General features: G+C 64.7%; 17 protein-coding genes. 9 read left to right on the top strand and 8 right to left on the bottom strand.

From position 1 onward, the window contains the following. Positions 1-45 precede the first annotated feature (45 nt). The 4 genes from AAFG13_RS00815 to AAFG13_RS00800 form a co-directional block, all read right to left on the bottom strand. Complete coding sequence (locus tag AAFG13_RS00815) at positions 46-1,134, bottom strand: TRAP transporter substrate-binding protein (protein WP_097672506.1); 1,089 nt, start codon at positions 1,132-1,134, stop codon at positions 46-48. Positions 1,135-1,440: 306 nt separating this feature from the next. After that, positions 1,441-1,734: a hypothetical protein gene (locus AAFG13_RS00810; RefSeq protein WP_249131174.1), complete on the bottom strand. Its 294-nt coding sequence runs from the start codon at positions 1,732-1,734 to the stop codon at positions 1,441-1,443. Positions 1,735-1,887: 153 nt separating this feature from the next. Next, entirely contained in the window at positions 1,888-3,018 is a 1,131-nt protein-coding gene (locus AAFG13_RS00805) for an Mrp/NBP35 family ATP-binding protein (protein WP_342710842.1), read from the bottom strand. A gap of 56 nt (positions 3,019-3,074) precedes the next feature. After that, complete coding sequence (locus AAFG13_RS00800; protein WP_212315226.1) at positions 3,075-3,512, bottom strand: VOC family protein; 438 nt, start codon at positions 3,510-3,512, stop codon at positions 3,075-3,077. A 202-nt stretch (positions 3,513-3,714) separates the two neighbouring features. On the opposite strand from AAFG13_RS00800, the gene AAFG13_RS00795 reads away from it, so the two are divergent. From AAFG13_RS00795 to AAFG13_RS00780, 4 genes are all read left to right on the top strand, one after another. Beyond that, positions 3,715-4,587: an NAD(P)-dependent oxidoreductase gene (locus tag AAFG13_RS00795; protein WP_342710841.1), complete on the top strand. Its 873-nt coding sequence runs from the start codon at positions 3,715-3,717 to the stop codon at positions 4,585-4,587. 455 nt (positions 4,588-5,042) lie between these two features. Continuing rightward, positions 5,043-6,647 (top strand): ATP-binding protein, encoded by a 1,605-nt coding sequence (locus AAFG13_RS00790; RefSeq protein WP_342710840.1) that lies wholly within the window; start codon positions 5,043-5,045, stop codon positions 6,645-6,647. Positions 6,648-6,795: 148 nt separating this feature from the next. Further along, the gene (locus tag AAFG13_RS00785) at positions 6,796-6,999 is read left to right on the top strand and encodes a DUF1289 domain-containing protein (RefSeq protein WP_212315231.1); all 204 of its coding nucleotides are present in this window, start codon (positions 6,796-6,798) and stop codon (positions 6,997-6,999) included. A gap of 25 nt (positions 7,000-7,024) precedes the next feature. Next, the gene (locus AAFG13_RS00780; RefSeq protein ID WP_342710839.1) at positions 7,025-7,609 is read left to right on the top strand and encodes a TIGR02281 family clan AA aspartic protease; all 585 of its coding nucleotides are present in this window, start codon (positions 7,025-7,027) and stop codon (positions 7,607-7,609) included. A 2-nt stretch (positions 7,610-7,611) separates the two neighbouring features. Here AAFG13_RS00780 and catC read toward each other — a convergent pair whose 3' ends face one another. Together catC and AAFG13_RS00770 are read right to left on the bottom strand one after the other, a co-directional pair. Next, positions 7,612-7,902 carry a muconolactone Delta-isomerase gene (catC, locus tag AAFG13_RS00775; RefSeq protein WP_212315234.1) on the bottom strand — a complete coding sequence of 97 codons (291 nt, stop codon included), beginning with the start codon at positions 7,900-7,902 and terminating at the stop codon, positions 7,612-7,614. 120 nt (positions 7,903-8,022) lie between these two features. Then, the gene (locus AAFG13_RS00770) at positions 8,023-9,600 is read right to left on the bottom strand and encodes a 4-hydroxyphenylacetate 3-hydroxylase N-terminal domain-containing protein (protein ID WP_342710838.1); all 1,578 of its coding nucleotides are present in this window, start codon (positions 9,598-9,600) and stop codon (positions 8,023-8,025) included. An 81-nt stretch (positions 9,601-9,681) separates the two neighbouring features. On the opposite strand from AAFG13_RS00770, the gene AAFG13_RS00765 reads away from it, so the two are divergent. From AAFG13_RS00765 to AAFG13_RS00745, 5 genes are all read left to right on the top strand, one after another. Then, positions 9,682-10,518 (top strand): hypothetical protein, encoded by an 837-nt coding sequence (locus tag AAFG13_RS00765; RefSeq protein ID WP_342713525.1) that lies wholly within the window; start codon positions 9,682-9,684, stop codon positions 10,516-10,518. Next, entirely contained in the window at positions 10,515-11,039 is a 525-nt protein-coding gene (locus AAFG13_RS00760) for a flavin reductase family protein (protein ID WP_212315237.1), read from the top strand. Before AAFG13_RS00765 ends, AAFG13_RS00760 begins: the two co-directional genes overlap by 4 nt. Positions 11,040-11,111: 72 nt before the next feature. Further along, on the top strand, positions 11,112-11,981 hold the full coding sequence (locus tag AAFG13_RS00755) for an intradiol ring-cleavage dioxygenase (RefSeq protein WP_176532048.1): 870 nt from the start codon (positions 11,112-11,114) through the stop codon (positions 11,979-11,981). A 68-nt stretch (positions 11,982-12,049) separates the two neighbouring features. Next, the gene (locus tag AAFG13_RS00750) at positions 12,050-13,228 is read left to right on the top strand and encodes a muconate/chloromuconate family cycloisomerase (protein ID WP_342710837.1); all 1,179 of its coding nucleotides are present in this window, start codon (positions 12,050-12,052) and stop codon (positions 13,226-13,228) included. A 186-nt stretch (positions 13,229-13,414) separates the two neighbouring features. Next, positions 13,415-14,311: a LysR family transcriptional regulator gene (locus tag AAFG13_RS00745; protein WP_342710836.1), complete on the top strand. Its 897-nt coding sequence runs from the start codon at positions 13,415-13,417 to the stop codon at positions 14,309-14,311. Positions 14,312-14,313: 2 nt separating this feature from the next. On the opposite strand, the gene dusA is transcribed toward AAFG13_RS00745, so the two are convergent. Together dusA and AAFG13_RS00735 are read right to left on the bottom strand one after the other, a co-directional pair. Further along, positions 14,314-15,309, bottom strand: coding sequence for a tRNA dihydrouridine(20/20a) synthase DusA (gene dusA / locus AAFG13_RS00740; protein ID WP_342710835.1), 996 nt, complete (start codon positions 15,307-15,309; stop codon positions 14,314-14,316). A gap of 305 nt (positions 15,310-15,614) precedes the next feature. Further along, positions 15,615-17,219: a GMC family oxidoreductase N-terminal domain-containing protein gene (locus tag AAFG13_RS00735; protein ID WP_342710834.1), complete on the bottom strand. Its 1,605-nt coding sequence runs from the start codon at positions 17,217-17,219 to the stop codon at positions 15,615-15,617. Positions 17,220-17,258: the final 39 nt, after the last annotated feature.

Below are 17,258 nucleotides of genomic sequence, written 5' to 3'. Positions count from 1 at the left end.
CGAAGCTCTTGGCGCGTTCTCTTCTCGCGAACGCTCGGAGTGCGATCAGCCGCGGGTGCGCGAGCGGATCATGAAGCTGTCGAAGGTGTATTCGGCGACCTGCCACCACAGATACTGGTCGGAACGGTACGCCTGCATGGCGTCGATCGACTTCTTGAAGTCGGCATTTTTGGCCGAGATTTCACCCCACAGCTCGTTGGTCGCCTTGAGGCAGGCCTCGAGCACTTCGTTGGTGAACGGACGCAGCTGCGTGCCGCCGGCAACCAGCCGCTTCAGCGCCGAGGGGTTCTGCATGTCGTAGCGCGCAGCCATCCAGGTGTTGGCGTTGGCGGTCGCGTTGGTCAGGATCGCCTGGTAGTTCTTCGGCAGCGCATTCCACTTTTCGAGGTTGCAGTAGGCGTGCACGGTCGGGCCGCCTTCCCAGAAGCCCGGATAGTAGTAGTACTTGGCGACCTTCTGGAAGCCGAGCTTCTCGTCATCATAGGGACCGACCCACTCGGCGGCGTCGATGGTGCCCTTTTCCAGCGCCGGATAGATGTCGCCGCCAGCAAGCTGCTGCGGCACCACGCCGACCTTCTGCAGCACCTGGCCGGCGATGCCGCCGATCCGGAATTTGAGGCCGGAGAGATCGGCGACCGTCTTGATCTCCTTACGGAACCAGCCGCCCATCTGGGTGCCGGTGTTGCCGCAGGGGAAGCCGATCACGCCGAACTTCTTGAAGAACTCGTTGCCGAGCGCCTCGCCGCCGCCCTGGTACCACCAGGAGTTCTGCATGCGGGCGTTGAGGCCGAACGGCACCGACGCGTAGATCGCAAAGGTCGGGTCCTTGCCGACATAGTAGTAGGACACGGTGTGGCACATCTCGACCGTGCCGTTGGAGGTCGCGTCCAGCGCCTGCAGGCCGGGGACGATCTCACCCGCCGCAAACACCTGGATCTGGAACTTGTTGTCGGTCATTTCGGCGACATACTTCGCCACCTGGTCGGCACCGCCATAGATGGTGTCCAGCGACTTCGGGAAGCTCGAGGTCAGGCGCCATTTGATTTCAGGCGAGGACTGCGCAATCGCCGGCGCGGCAACCGCCGTCGCGGCAGCACCGGCCGCAGACACTTTCAAAAAATCACGACGCTTCATCGTAAGGCTTCTCCTTGAGGGGCGTTTCCCAGTGACCGCAAGCAGTTCTCCGGCAGGAGGCTTGAGGCCAGCCGGGACGCTCTGGGTCGGCCCTTTAACACGGATGACGGCCTCACGGAAACGCGACAATGGCATGACCGCACCAATTAAACGAAAGTCTGATGATGCGGGAAATCTACCGGAAAATGCTGGCTCGGGCGGCGGCGACGACGGCTTGCAGCGGCTCGCGGACCTCGCCGCCGTCACGCGGTAAATCGCCGCGTGCGGGCCGCCCGGCCGGCACTCAGCCACCGGGCTCCGTGGCAATCAGCGCCGCGTCGCCTCTCGCGCCTTCTTGGCTTTATCGGCCAAATGCCGCCCACGCCGGATCCAGCTTTGCGCGGTCGTCTTGCTGACGCCAAAGGTCTTGGCGATCGCGATCGCGGCCTCGCCGATCGAGTCGGATTTCTTCGCAAGGTTGAACGCCGCCCGGGAGGCCTCTTCGCGCTTCTCCCGCGTCAGATGCTTGCGGCGTTGCTTGTTTGCTTCGCGTGATGCTGCCATGTCGCTGGTCGCCTCACGGCCCCTCCCCGCATTACGGCTACCCGTGCCCGCCTTCAATTGACGGCACGGCGGTACGATTCGGCCAGTGCTGGACAAACATACAGGCCGGACGCGATTCAGCAATCGTCCCAGGGCGACAGGCCTGTGAAGAAAGGCCGCCCGGATCCCGGCCTTTGAAGCCCACCGGCAGACCGGGACAACAGCGCGGGCTCAGGCGGCGGCGATGACGCCTTGCAGCTGCTCACGGACCTTGCTGCCGATCGCACGGTAGATCGCCGCGTGCGGGCCGTCCGGTTCGCTCTCGACCACCGGGTTGCCGGAATCGGAGGCGGCACGGATGGCAATATGCAGCGGGATCTCGCCGAGGAACGGCACCCCGAGCTTCTCGGCCTCGTGGCGGGCGCCGCCATGGCCAAAGATGTCCGAGCGCGTGCCGCAATGCGGGCACTGGAAATAGCTCATGTTCTCGACGATGCCGAGCACCGGCACATTGACCTTCTTGAACATCGCCAGTCCCCGCCGCGCGTCGATCAGCGAGAGGTCCTGCGGCGTCGAGATAATGACGGCGCCCTTAAGCGGGACGTTCTGCGCCAGCGTGAGCTGGGCGTCGCCGGTGCCGGGCGGCATGTCGACGACCAGCACATCGAGCGTGCCCCAGACGACGTCGCGCAGCATCTGGGTGATCGCCGACATCACCATCGGCCCGCGCCAGATCATCGCGGTGTCCTCCTCGACCAGGAAGCCGATCGACATGATCGACAGGCCGAAGCGCTGCAGCGGGATCATCTTCTTGTCGTCGTTGAGCTTCGGCTTCTCGCGGATGCCGGTCAGCCGCGGCACCGATGGGCCGTAGATGTCGGCGTCGAGCAGCCCGACGCGCAGGCCGATGTCGCGCAGACCGAGCGCAAGGTTGAGCGCGGTGGTCGACTTGCCGACCCCGCCCTTGCCGGAGGCAACCGCGATGACGGCTGAGATGCCGGGGATCTCGGCCTGCCGGGCCATCGGCGATTGCGCACCAGGCGGGTGCGGATGACGGTGCGCGGACGCAGGCTGGACACCGCCGGCCGGCCGCGGCGCAGGCGCCGCACCGCCGGCCTTGCGCTCTGCGGTCAGCGCGATCATCGCGACGCTGACACCGGGAATGGCGCGCACGGCGTTCTCGGCCTGCGCACGCACGCTCTCCCAGGCGCGGGCTTCCGCGGCGTCGACATTGATCGAGAAGAACACCTTGCCGTCGGTGACCGCGATCGCCGACAGCACATTGGCGTTGGTCAAGGCTGTGCCGCGCGGCGACATCACCTTGGCAAGGCAATCGAGAACCTGTTGCTGCGTCACGCTCACCGCGCATCTCCCGGAAAGTTCAAGAGACCTCCCATAGAGCGTTGCAGCGCAAAAGGCTACCTCGCTCCGACGTCGTCCCGCCGCTCGGCCGGCGCTGCGGCGCCGCCTTCCTTGGCGGCCTCGTAGTTCAGCTCGATCATGACCCCGTTGGGGTCGTTGACGAAGATCTGCCAGAGATCGCCGCCGGGAACCTGGCGCGAGTCGAATTCCATGCCTTTGGACTGAAGCCGCTTCCGCATCCCGTCAAAGCCCTGACTGGCAAAGGCGACGTGATGGACGACGCCCGAGTCAGGCTTTTGTGCCTCGTCGGTCGCGGAAATATCGACCAGATGCACGACCGCCTTGCCCTCGCTGTACATCCACGCACCGGGGAACGCGAAGTTCGGCCGCGCCCCCTTTTCCAGGCCCAGAATGTCCTCATAGAACCGCACCGTGGCGGCGAGATTCCGGGTCCGGATATTGAAATGATCGAGCACACCGACGCTCATGCCCATGCGATACACTCCCTTTTTTGTGAGGTTCTTTGGTCGGGCGATCCTAGCACAAAACCGGGGTCTGCCATCCAACGAAGCCGTTGCCCTCCGCTGCGCAGGGGGTATGGTGCGGCTCCCTTCCATGGACGGAATGCCCTGCCCGCCGCGACGTTTTCCGGCGGTCTCAAGGGCGATCACCACGGCAAATCACAAGGTAACAGACATGGCTAAAGTCGCTTTCCTCGGTCTCGGCGTAATGGGTTTCCCGATGGCGGGACACCTCGTGAAAAAGGGCGGCCATGAGGTCACCGTTTACAACCGGACCGCGGCGAAGGCGAAGGAATGGGCCGACAAGTTCGGCGGCAAGACGGCGCCGACCCCGAAGGCCGCCGCCGAAGGCCAGGATTTCGTGATGTGCTGCGTCGGCAACGACAACGACCTGCGCGCGGTCACCATCGGCCCCGACGGCGCCTTTGCCGGCATGAAGAAGGGCGCGACCTTCGTCGACCACACCACCGCCTCCGCCGAGGTCGCCCGCGAGCTCGATGCCGCCGCCACCAAGGCCGGCTTCAAGTTCGTCGACGCGCCGGTGTCGGGCGGCCAGGCCGGCGCCGAGAACGGCGTGCTGACGGTGATGTGCGGCGGCAGCGCAGACGCCTACGCTGGCGCCGAGCCTGTTATCACCGGCGCCTATGCGCGGATGTGCAAGCTGCTCGGACCGGCAGGCGCCGGCCAGCTGACCAAGATGGTCAACCAGATCTGCATCGCCGGCCTCGTGCAGGGCCTGTCCGAGGGCATCCACTTCGCCAAGAAGAGCGGCCTCGACGTCGCCGCCGTGATCGAAACCATCTCCAAGGGAGCAGCGCAGTCCTGGCAGATGGAAAACCGCTACAAGACCATGAACGAGGGCAAGTACGATTTCGGCTTCGCGGTCGAGTGGATGCGCAAGGACCTCTCGATTGCGCTGGCGGAAGCCCGCCGCAACGGCGCCACCCTCCCCGCCACCGCGCTGGTCGACCAATTCTATGCCGAGGTCGAGAAGATGGGCGGCAAGCGCTGGGATACGTCGAGCCTGCTCGCGCGCCTGCAGCGCTAGCTCCTCGCATTGGCACGGTGAACCGCGTCGGCGGGCCACCGTGCCATGCAGCGTCGTCTCGCGAAGGAGCATTCCCCTTAGAAGGTGCGCGCTGCCAAAATATCGAAAACAACCCCATGCAAAGTAGCCCGCCGCCGGCATTCGATTTGGCAACTTGACATGTCGGGCAAATCAGGCGCACATTTCCATTATTCCGAAATCATGTGGACGTGGCCAGCGTCTGGGGTTCACAGGCGGTCACGCAATAGCTGTATGCCGAAACATGCCGCCTTTCGTTGCAGTCCTCGAAAGCCGTGGCTCTCCTCGGACCAACGGCGCGGCGCCCAGCGCAACAGTTAATTTAACCTCCGGTTAACGCTTTTCTTTAGCTCTTTAAGGTAACGCTTAATGAATTGGCGTCACAGATAGACAATGCAAAAAGCCCGCGCGGTTCGCGGGCAGGATTTGTGTTGTTGATGAGTAATCCCGCAGAAAAGCCTGAGGTTGTACAACTTCCGGCAGGACCTCAGGTGACGGCGCCGGTGAACAGCCGGCGCGTCGCAGCGCAGCGGGTGCGTGAGGCGCGGGATCGGTTAACGTCAACCAGTGGAACCCGCCCGGCGTTCGACGCCGAACTGCTCCGGCAGTATGCCCAGACCCGGATCTCGGCGTCCTACGTCGTGATGCTGCTCGTGGTGGCAACCGGCGTCCTGTTTGGCCTCTGGATGAAGCCGATCGTGGCCGGCGCCTGGACGGTCGGCATCCTCGGCGTCCATCTCGCCATCATCCGCAGCTGCGCCCGCTTCCTCGCCGAACCCACCTCGGTCGCGGTGACCCGCAAATGGCGGACGCGCTTCGTGCTGCTCGACCTGCTGTACGGCCTGTGCTGGACCGCGATCCTGATCCACCCCGCCGGGCGCGATCTCTCTTCCAACACGCTGATGATGTTCCTGATGCTGCTGGTGATCGCGGTCTCCAGCATGCTGGCGGCAAGCCTGCCGATCGCAGCACTCGCGGCGACCGTTCCGGTGACGGTCGGGATCGCGCTCGACCTCGTGCTCAACGGCGCGTTCGACAATTACGTGCTGGCGCTGCTCGCGCTTGCCGCCGAAGGCTATTTCGCGCTGCTGGCCCATCGCCTGCATTCGACCACGCTGGCGACGCTGGAGGCCCGCGCCGAAAAGGACGCGCTGATCGGCGAGCTGGAACAGGCCAAGGCGATCTCCGACGAGGCGCGGCACCGCGCCGAATCCGCCAACGTCGCCAAGTCGCGCTTCCTGGCCCAGATGAGCCACGAACTGCGCACGCCGCTCAACGCCATCCTTGGCTTCTCCGAGGTGATGAAGAGCGAGATCTTTGGTGCGCACGCGGTGCCGGTCTACAAGGAATATTCCGCCGACATCCATAATTCCGGCGTGCACCTGCTCAATCTCATCAACGAGATCCTCGACCTGTCGCGCATCGAGGCCGGCCGCTATGAGCTGAACGAAGAGGCCGTGGCGCTGGTGCATGTCGTCGCCGACTGCCACCATCTGCTGAAGCTGCGCGCCTCCAGCCGCGGCATCACCATCCACGAGGTGTTCGAGCATGGCATGCCCAGGATCTGGGGCGACGAGCGCGCCATCCGCCAGGTCGTGCTCAACCTGCTCTCCAACTCGATCAAGTTCACCCCGCAGGGCGGCGAGATCTGGCTGAAGGTCGGCTGGACCGCGTCGGGCGGGCAATATCTGAGCGTGAAGGACACCGGAAGCGGCATCGCCGAGGACGAGATCCCGGTCGTGCTGGCCTCGTTCGGCCAGGGCTCCAACTCGATCAAGTCGGCGGAACAGGGTGCGGGCCTTGGACTGCCGATCGCCAAGAGCCTGATCGACATGCATGGCGGCACCTTCACGCTGAAATCGAAGCTGCGCATCGGCACCGAGGTGATCGTGACCTTGCCGCCGGAGCGGGTGATGAGCGCGCTGGCGCCGATGACGGAAGAAGCGCCGCCGATGCAGCCGGAGCCCGCCGAGCCCTCGATGGGCGCCGACCGGAAACGTGTGCGCCGCAAGTCCATCATGAGTGCCGGCACCGGATTGTAGAGCATGTCGCGGGTGACGCGGTTTTCGCTGCCAATGAATCCGAGGCGTTCGCGCCAAGACCATGCTCGCGACAAAAAGCCGGGGCGTGATGGCGCATCCCGATTCGACCGACTTGCACCGGCGGCTGAAACGGTTCAACAGTTGAAGAATGAGCTCAGAAACGCCGTGTATCGCAGTCTGCATGATCGACCCCAGGACGAAGCTCTGCTTCGGCTGTGGTCGCACGCTCCCGGAGATCGCACGCTGGCACAAGATGGACCGCGCGGAGCGGCTGTCTGTCATGACGACATTGCCGGCGCGGATGGCCGAGGCCGGGCTCGAGCGCATGGAGCCGCGTCCGAAGCGCGCGTGACCACCGGAGCGACCGGAGCCGCACCGTGACCCGCATCCTCCTTGTCATCGTACTGCTGATGGCAACCGCGGGCGCCGTTGTCACGTACGGCGATCCCGACCAGATCGCGCGCGCCAGACAGAATCTGACCCAGATCTTCGGCCACAGCATCGCCGCGCCGGCCTCCGCCCCTGCCCCCGCGGTGCAGATTGCGCGCAGCCAGGGCGGCGAGTTCGCGTTCCGCGCCAAGATCAACGGCGTCAGCGCGCCGATGGTGATCGACACCGGCGCGACCTCGGTCGTGCTGACCTGGGAAACCGCCAAGGCGATCGGGCTGCCGACCGACATGCTCGAATACAATGTCGACCTGGAGACCGCCGGCGGTCACACCAAGGCGGCGCGGCTGACGCTCGACCGTCTCGCGGTCGGCAAGCTGGTCGAGAAATCGGTGCCGGCGCTCGTGGTGCAACGCGGGCAGATGAAGACCAACCTGCTCGGCATGAGCTTCCTCGACCGGCTCGAAAGCTGGGGGGTCCGCTCCGACACGCTGAGCCTCACCGGATACCCGGACGTCACCGGCAGCATCAACACCCCGGCCCGTCACCGGCGCCCGCGCACGGTTGTCGACTAGCCCTAGCGGTCGTCGTCGTGGATCGACGACGGATGCCGGCATAGCGGCGTGACCTTCATCTCCATGAACGGAAACAGCGGCAGGCCAGACAGGATGTCGTGCAATTCCTGCGCGCCGGATACGTCGAAGATGCTGACATTGGCGTAGCGTCCGGCCACCCGCCACAGATGGCGCCAGGCCCCCGTGCGCTGCAACTCCATGGCGCGGGCACGCTCGGCCTGCTTCAGCGCATCAACCTTTTCGGCCGGGAGATCGTGCGGAATCCGCACGTCCATTTCGACGTGAAACAGCATGATCAACTCTCCTTGCAAGCGATGAAGCGGTAGCGCGAAAACGGAATGGAGCCGCCACGCGATCGCGGCGGCTCCAGTGCTCGGTCTACCAGATCGTCAGCCCTGTCGTCAGCCTTGTAATCAGCCCTGCACCAGACCGCGGCTGACGAGGTTGATGTCATCGGGATTGATAAGATCCTTCGCCGTCCAACCGGAGACGTCGTAGTCGCTCATGCAATTGCGCACGAAATCCTGCATGGCGCCGAGGTCGCCGGTGGCGCTCGCGGCCATCAGCGTCTCGACGCGAAGGTTCTCGTAATTGCCGGCGTAGTTGCGCTCGTAGAGCTCGTGCCGGCCGCCGAACTCGGAGCCGATCGCGTCCCAGAGCAACTTGAGCAGCTTGATCCGGTCGATCGCAGCGTAACCGTTGGAGCCGCGCACGAAGCGGTCGAGATAAGGCCGGATCGCCTCGCTCTCGAGGTCGGCCGAGCTCGACGGCAAATAGATCAGGCCGCTCGCGACGTGGCGCTCGATCAGCTCCTTGATCCGCGGATAGGCCATCGGGGCGAACACGCGATAGGCCAGCCCGTAATTCAGGTTGGGCAGATTGTAGCCCTCGGTCCCCTGCCAGGCGATCGGCGATTTCACCATCGCATCGGAAATGCCGTGGAACAGATTGCGCCAAGCGATCACCTCGCCCACCGCCGTCTGCACGCCGCGGAAATCCTTCGATCCGGTCGCCTCCACCGCCATCGAGAACAGGCCGGCGATGAAGTCGAGCTTGACGGCCAGCCGCGTCACGCCATGCAGCGTGAACCGCGGGATGAAGCCCGACGCCGGGAAGAACTGGTTGATCTTGTCGACGTCGCCATAGATGAAGACGTTCTCCCAGGGCACCAGCACCTTGTCGAAAACAAGGATCGAGTCGTTCTCGTCGAAGCGGCTCGACAGCGGATAGTCGAACGGCGAGCCGGTCGCGGCCGCCGTGAACTCGTAGGACGAGCGAGCGATCAGCTTGACGCCCTTGGCGTCCATCGGCGCCGTGAAGATCAGCGCGAACGACTTGTCCTTGATCGGGATGCCGTAGTGGGCGATGAAATTGTAGTGCGTCAGCGCCGAGCCGGTCGCAACCACCTTCGCGCCCGAGACGATCAGGCCGGCATCGGTCTCCTTCTCGACATGCATGAAGACGTCGCGCACGTCCTCGATCGCGCGATCGCGATCGATCGGCGGGTTGACGATGGCGTGATTCCAGAAGTCGAGCCGTTCCTGGGTCCGGGCATACCACCTCTTCGCATTGCCTGCGTACTCGCCATAGAAGCCCGAATTCGCGCCCAAGGTCCCGAGGAACGCCGCCTTGTAGTCCGGCGAGCGGCCCATCCAGCCATACGCAACCTTCTGCAGTTCGGCGATCGCGTCGCGGCCCTTGATCAGATCGTCGGCCGTTCGCGAGCCCAGGAAGAACGGATGGGTCAACTGTCCGGAGCCGGTATCGGTCAGGACGCCGATCTGATCCTTCTTCTCGTGAAAGCGGTCGTACCAGCGCGCCACCATCCGCGCCGAGTTGCGGAAGGCGGGATGCTGGGTGACGTTCTTGACGCGCTCGCCGTAAATGTAGATTTCCCGGCCATCCTGGATGCTGTCCAGGAATTCCGCGCCGGTATAGACGCTGGTGGTTGACGCAGGCGCATCGGCCCGCAAGGCAGCTGCTGTAGTCATGGGTTTCTCCTCCGCTTGTGTCGTGGGACCGGCGGGCGTTGCCACACCGGCCCGGACCATCCCGTCACGCTCTTGGTCGGCGTGACATCGGCGGAAAAGCTACGCGCTCACCCTGAGCGGGCGAAAGGTATCACACCATACCGCGCGAACCGCCGCGGCTCGGGCTATGACTCTGGTGGCACGGACCGGACGGCGCACGATCGTCCAGCCGACGCAATGCCGCAGCTGACGCAAGAATCGCGCAGCACGGCAAGGGAGCGAAAACCGGAGCGAGCCATGGGCAAGGATCTGGGCAAAGGTCTGGGCAAGGATTTTGACGGCGCCGCTGTCGCTTTTCATCGCGATGGCGAATTGGCCCTCGACGCCTGCGTCGTGACCATCGGCGCGTTCGACGGCGTCCACCGCGGCCACCAGGAACTGCTCCGGCAGACCATTGCGGCAGCGCGACGCCGCGGCGTTCCGGCCGTGGTCTACACCTTCGATCCACCGCCGAAGGTGTATTTCGGCCAGGCCGAGGCGTTGATCTCGCTCAACGAAAAGCTCGAGCGCATCGCAACATTCGCACCTGATCATGTCGTCATCGCCGATTTCAACCAGATCTACGTCCGCCGCACCGCGGCCGATTTCCTCACCGAGTTGCAGCGTCTGCAGCCGCGTGAAGTGATCGTCGGCGAGGATTTCCGCTTCGGGTCCTGCAAGGGCGGCACCGCGCAGCTGCTGCGGCGCCACTTCGACACCCGCATCCTGCCGCCGGTGCGCTGCGGCAATGGCGAGATCGTCTCCAGCAGCCGGATCCGCACGCTTCGGCGATCCGGCCTTGCAGCGGCCGCGTCGGCGCTGGAAAACTGGCGGGACAGCGTGACCGCGTCACCTGCCAATCGATCCGGCCTGGCCCAACTCGAGGTCATCAGCCCATGACCGCCATCGATCCGCGCGAGCTGCGCAATGCCTGTGGCCAGTTCGGCACCGGCGTCACCATCATCACCACGCATTGCGAGGGACGCGACCACGGCATGACGGCCAATGCCTTCATGTCGGTCTCGCTCGATCCGCCGCTGGTCGCGATCTCGATCGCGAAAAGCGCGAAGATGCTCTGCAACATCCAGAACACCGGCCGCTTCGCAGTCAGCATTCTGGCTGAGGGAATGGAGGATCTTGCTTGGCATTTCGCGGGCAAGCCCAGGCTCGATCTCTGCGACGTCTTCGAGCGCCGCAACGAGCTGCCCGTCATCGCCAACGCAGCAGCGTACTTCGTGACCGATCTTGCCGATGAGATCGTCGCAGGCGACCACACCATCTTCCTCGGCCATGTCCGTGAGATGTCGCTGGAGCCCGGCAAGAAGCCGCTGCTGTTCTGCCGCGGCCGCTTCGGCGGCCTGGCCGACCCGCACCCCGCGCCCGCGATGCTGGAGAATGCTGCCTACGAATTTGTCTGGTGAGACCGCCAGAAGATATTCCCGAAAACGGGGATGCAAGTTTGATCCAAACTGCAAGAAAAGGAGGAAACGACCATGCTGAACGTCAACAAGGACACCATCACCGACCACGTGATCGCCGCGCTCTCGAACGACATTCCGGATCGCAACCGTCAGATCATGACGAGCCTGATCCGCCACATGCACGCCTTCTGCAAGGAGGTCGACCTGACCTTTGCCGAGTGGTTCGCCGCCTGCGAATTCCTGCGGCGCGCCGGCGACATCTCGGACGAGAAGCGCAACGAGTTCATCCTGATCGCCGACATTCTCGGCGTCGAGGTGCTGGTCGACATGCTCGACCACCGGGTCACCGACGGCGAGAGCGAGTCCACCGTGCTCGGGCCGTTCTACCGGGAGAACCCGCCGGTGCTGCCGAAGGGCGCCTCCATCATCAAGAAGACGTTCGACAATGCGCAGACCGTCAAGGTCAGCGGGCGCATCAGCGACACCGCGGGCCGGCCGATCGAGGGCGTTACCATCGACGTCTGGGAAGATGCTCCGAACGGTCTGTACGATCTGCAGGATCCGGAACAGCCGGCCTATAATCTGCGCGGACGGTTCACGACCGATGCCAACGGCGAATACGCCTTCGTTGCGCTCCGTCCCGAGCCCTACCCGATCCCCTATGACGGCGCCGGCGGCGAACTGTTGAAATACATGGGCCACCATCCCTGGCGTCCGGGTCACATCCACTTCATGCTCTCGAAGGACGGCTATCAATCGCTGATCTCGCAGATCTACGATTCCGAGACCAAGTATCTCGACAACGACTCGGTGTTCGCCGTGAAGCAGAGCCTGATCGGCAAGTTCGCCAAGGCACCGGCCGGCGCCGACACCGATCTCGTTCTCGATTTCGACTTCAAGCTCAAGAAGGCGGCGGTCGAGCGCCTCGTCGCGGCCGAGTGATACGCACCACGCCCTGCTAGGCCTGGAAAGCCCGGCAGGGTTCACCTTGAACTGACCTGCGAGGACCTATGAGTCGTGCCGTGATCGAAATCGCCGAGCCCGTGGAGCAAGTGCGGAGCCTCGCGAGGGACACTGCGATCCGCAGTATCCGCGCCACCATCGTGGAAGCGCCGACCCGCCGGCGGCACAAGCTTTCGAACACGGAAGTCACGCATCAGGGCTACGTGCTGGTGCGCGTGCTGCTCGACAACGGCGTGACGGGGATCGGCGAAGCCTCGACGCTCGGCGGGCCGCGCTGGGCCGAGGAGAGCGTGGAATCGATCAAGGCCGCGGTCACGAATTACCTGGCGCCGGCGCTGCTCGGGCAGCCAGCCCTCGCCTTCGAAGCCAATGCACTGCGCATGAGCAAGGCCGCGACCCGCAATTTCGCAGCCAAGGGCGCGATCGAATCCGCCCTGCTCGACGCCGCCGGCAAGACGCTCGGCCTCCCCGCCAGCGCGCTGCTCGGGGGTGCGGTTCGCCAGCGCATGGAAGTGATCTGGGCGCTGGCCTCCGGCGACAGCGGACAGGAGCTGGAGGAAGCAAAGGAGAAGCTGCGCCGCCGCGAACACCGCCAGTTCAAGATCAAGTTCGGCTTCAACCGCCCACCGGCCGATCTGAAGCGGTTGCAGACGCTGCGCGCCGGCCTCGGCGACGAGGTGCGCCTGATCGTCGATGTCAACCAGGGCTGGACCGAAGCCGAATGCATCCGCTTCATGCCCGCGCTGGAGGAACTGGACGTCGCTCTGGTCGAGCAGCCGGTGTCGGCGCTGCAGCTGGAAACCATGGCGCGTGTAGCGGCGCGCACCTCCATCCCGTTGCTTGTCGACGAAGCGGCCTTCACCAAGGAGGAGATCGCCCGCGTCGCCACGATGGGTTGCGGCAGCGTCTATTCGCTGAAGCTCGTGAAGAGCGGCGGCCTGTTCGAGATGAAGCGAGCCGCCGCGGTCGCCGGCGCGCACGGCCTCGAGCTCTACGGCGGCTGCCTGCTGGAGAGCAGCATCGGCGCGGCCGCGCACCTCGCCGCATTCGCCACCCTGCCCAGGCTCGAATGGGGAAGCGAGCATTTTGGTCCGCGGATCCTCGTGGAAGACCTCGTCGTCAACCCGATCAGATTCGACGCGTTCGAGATCTGCGTGCCCGATGGCCCGGGCCTCGGCGTCGAGGTCGACGAGGACAAGATCCGCGCCTTCGCCCGGAAGGACTAGCCAGGTGGCGTCGTCCCCGCGGACAATTGACAATCCAGAGACCCACGCTCAGTCTTCGCACTGGAACCACCGTCTCGAACGTGCGCCGATGACCACGCGATATCAAACCTGGCAGGCCTTTCCCGCAGCTTCCGCGGAAGCGCGCGGACAAACGTTCGGCTGACCGTGACCGATCGCGACGACGTCATGGATCTGAGGCGACTGGTCTACTTCGTCGCCGTCGCCGAGGAATTGCATTTCGGCCGCGCCGCATCACGGCTAGCGATCGCCCAGCCGCCGCTCAGCCGGCAGATCGCGCAGCTGGAAAGCGATCTCGGCGTCGTGCTCATTGACCGGAGCCGAAGCCAGATCCGACTGACCCAGGCCGGCAGCGTTCTGCTGGAACGTGCACGCGATGTGCTCGAGCGGCTCGATCGGACGCACCGCGAGATCAAGCGGATCGGCGAAGGCTTTTCGGGACACCTGCGTGTCGCCTTCGTCGGATCGGCGACCTATGGCGTGCTGCCCAACGTGATCAAGGCGTTTCGCTCGGCCTACCCTGACGTCGAGCTCGCGCTGTCGGCGATGAACAACGCCGAGCAGAAGCGCGCCGTGATCCAGCGCGAGATCGATATCGCCGTCGCCCGGCCCTCGCTCGACGACGAGGAATTGAAGTCGGAGCCACTGCTGCAGGAGCCGTTGATCCTCGCGCTGTCCGACACCTCGCCGCTGCTCGAACAGCAGGTCACGCGGCTGGCTGCGCTGAAGGCCGAGACCTTCGTGCTCTACCCGCGCAAGCCGCGCCCGAGCTTCGCCGACCATATCCTCAACATCTGCCTCGAAGAGGGCTTCATTCCGAAATCGCAGGTGCTGGCCCAGGATTACCAGACCGCGATCAGCCTGGTGTCGGTTGGCGTCGGCATCGCGCTGGTGCCGCAATCCGTCTCGCAAGCGGAACGCCCCGGCGTCGCCTATCGCGCCTATGAGGGACATAATCCCGGCACCGCGCTGTCGCTGAACTACCGGCGCGACAACCGGATGCCGCACCTCTTCAACTTCCTGAAGGTCGCACAAGACGTCGTGCGGCGTCAGCGCAAGCAATAACCTCAGGCCGCGACCGCCGCAGGCGCGCGGTCGTCGACGCGTGCGATCGCATCGCGCAGCACGTCGGTCCCGGCACCCGGCCGAACGCCGTTCTCAGCGAGATGCCTGCGGAAGGCGCGCGCGCCGGGCACGCCGTGGAAAGCACCGACGAAGTGGCGCGTGATCGAATGCAGCCGCGTGCCCTCGACCAGTTGCCGCTCGATATAGGGCAGCATCGCCGCGAAGACGTCCTTCATCGTGGCGTGCGGTGGCGTTTCACCGAACAGCTCGGAATCGACTGTCAGCAGCCGCCACGGCTCCTGATAGGCCGCCCGCCCCAGCATCACGCCATCGACATGAGCCAGATGCTGCTTCGCTTCGGCCATACTCGTGATGCCGCCGTTGATGATGATGGGCACCTCCGGCAGCGCCGCCTTGAGGCGATAGACGCGATCGTAGTCGAGCGGCGGAATGTCGCGGTTCTCCTTCGGCGACAATCCGTTGAGCCAGGCCTTGCGCGCGTGCACGACGAGCGCGTCTGCGCCCGCGGCAATCACGCCGCGCGCCAGTGTATCGAGCGCGACTTCCGGATCCTGGTCGTCGATGCCGATCCGGCACTTCACCGTGACAGGAATCTTCACCGTGCGCTTCATCGCCGCAACGCCCTCGGCGACCAGCGCGGGCTCCGCCATCAGGCAGGCGCCGAAACGGCCGTCCTTCACACGATCGGACGGGCAGCCGACATTGAGATTGATCTCGTCATAGCCGAAGTCCTCGCCAATCTGCGCGGCGGCCGCCAGATCGCGCGGATCGGAACCGCCGAGCTGCAGCGCCACCGGATGCTCGCTGGCATCGAAGCCAAGCAGCCGCACCCGGTCGCCGTGGATGATGGCGCCGGTCGTCAGCATCTCCGTATAAAGCCGCGCCCGCCGCGACATCAGACGATGGAAGACCCGGCAATGCCGGTCGGTCCAGTCCATCATCGGGGCCACGGAAAAGCGATAATCTTGCGATTTCAACGAGTTACCTTGGAATTCAGGGGATGCCCATAAACATGTGCGCTTCAGACTAGGCCGAATTTGCGCACGCTTGTACCCGTTTTGACCTGCCAGTGCACGCGCAGCGCACACATAGCGGCGCGTCGCCCGGAGGATGTCCAATGATGCTGTCCCGGAAGCAGATTGCGCTCTGCCCTCGACCTGCTCGGCGCGGTCGAGATCGAGGCCGCGCCGGACAGCTCCGGGCTGCGCGCGCGGATGCGCCGACGCCTGTTTCGACCGCGGCGCATTCGTCCGCGTGCTCGGCGACACGGACCCCAACTGTCTCAGGAGGCTCTTGTCAAGTCCGCCTCTCCCAGGATGAAGCGGGCCGCCCGCTCGCCGATCATCATCGTCGGTGCGTTGGTATTTCCGGAGACGAGCCGCGGCATGATTGAGGCGTCGGCAATCCGAAGGCCTTCGACGCCACGCACCAGAAGCTGTTCCGAGACAACCGCCATCGGGTCGCCGGCGGCGCCCATCTTCGCCGTTCCGGAAGGGTGAAACACGGTCTTCGAGATCGCGCGGACATAGTCGGCGAGCGCATCGACGTCGTGCTCCACGCCGGGCTTTGGCAGAGCGCGCCGCTTGATTAGACGCGCCAGCGATGGCGCCTCGGAAATGCGAATGGCAAGCTGGACGCCTCGCACGAGAGTATCGACGTCTGCTCGCTCTGCGAGCGAATTGGCAACGAACAGCGCCGGGTCGGCCGGATTCGGCGATCTCAAGCGAACAGTTCCACGGGACTGCGGGCGCAGGACACAGGGGCCGATCGAGATGCCGTGCCCGGGCTCGGACGGCCGATCTGCAAAGCCGTTGAACGTCGGCAAGACGTGAAACTGGATATCCGGTTCGCCGGTTCCGGCGGTATCGGCAAAGCCGCCGGACTCCACCACCGTCGATGTCAGCAGCCCGGTCTTGGTCAGAAAGTACTGCATCATGTGCGATGCGGCGCGAACGCCTCTGTCTTCGCCGAATATCGAGATCGGATCCTTCGTCTCGCACTGAACGGTCGCCTCGAGATGATCCTGGTAATTCTCGCCGACCCCGGGCAGGTCGGAAACGATCTCGATTCCATGTTCGCGCAGATGCGCAGCGGGTCCGATCCCCGACAGCTGCAAGATTTTCGGTGTCGCCAGCGCGCCGGCGGTCAGGATCACTTCGCGCCGCGCCTTGACGGTCGAACCGTCCTCGAGCAGCACACCGCTCGCCCGCTTGCCTTCGAACACCACCTTGTGGACACGCGTTGCGGTCCTGATGGTCAGGTTGGCGCGGCGCTCTGCTTCGCGCAGGAAGGCTTCGGCGGCGCTGCGGCGGCGGCCGCGGCTCGTGGTCGTCTGGTAGAAGCCGACGCCCTCCTGGCGCGCGCCGTTGAAATCCTCGTTGTAGGGGATGCCGACCTCCTGCGCGGCGCGGATGAACGCCCAGGACAATGGATGACCGTAGGCACGATCGGAGACATTGAGCTTGCCGCTCGTGCCATGATATTCGCCGGACAGCCGCTGGTTGGCTTCAAGATCGCGAAAAACCGGAAGCACCTCATCGTAGCTCCAACCGCGGCATCCCATCTGCGACCATGTATCGTAATCCCGCCGCGATCCCCGGATGTAGACCATCGCGTTGACCGAACTGCCGCCACCGAGGACGTGCCCCTGGGGTACGATCGACGGGCGCCCGTTCAGGCCCCGCTCGGGCTCGGACGCATAGACCCAGGCATCACGTCCCTTCTCGAGCACCTTGAAGAAGGTCGCGGGGATATGGATGAACCGGTCGGTGTCGCGCTGTCCGCTCTCGACCAGCAAGACATGATTGCGCGGATCTTCAGACAGGCGGGCCGCCAGCACGCAGCCTGCGGAGCCGCCGCCGGCGACGATATAGTCATACTCCTGCATGTCACTCCCTACGACGCGGCCGATTCCGACCTGTTCCCC

The organism is Bradyrhizobium sp. B124 (assembly GCF_038967635.1).
Classification (GTDB): domain Bacteria; phylum Pseudomonadota; class Alphaproteobacteria; order Rhizobiales; family Xanthobacteraceae; genus Bradyrhizobium.
The sequence above is the reverse complement of the archived record's forward strand: the minus strand, read 5'-3'. Positions and strand labels throughout refer to the sequence as shown.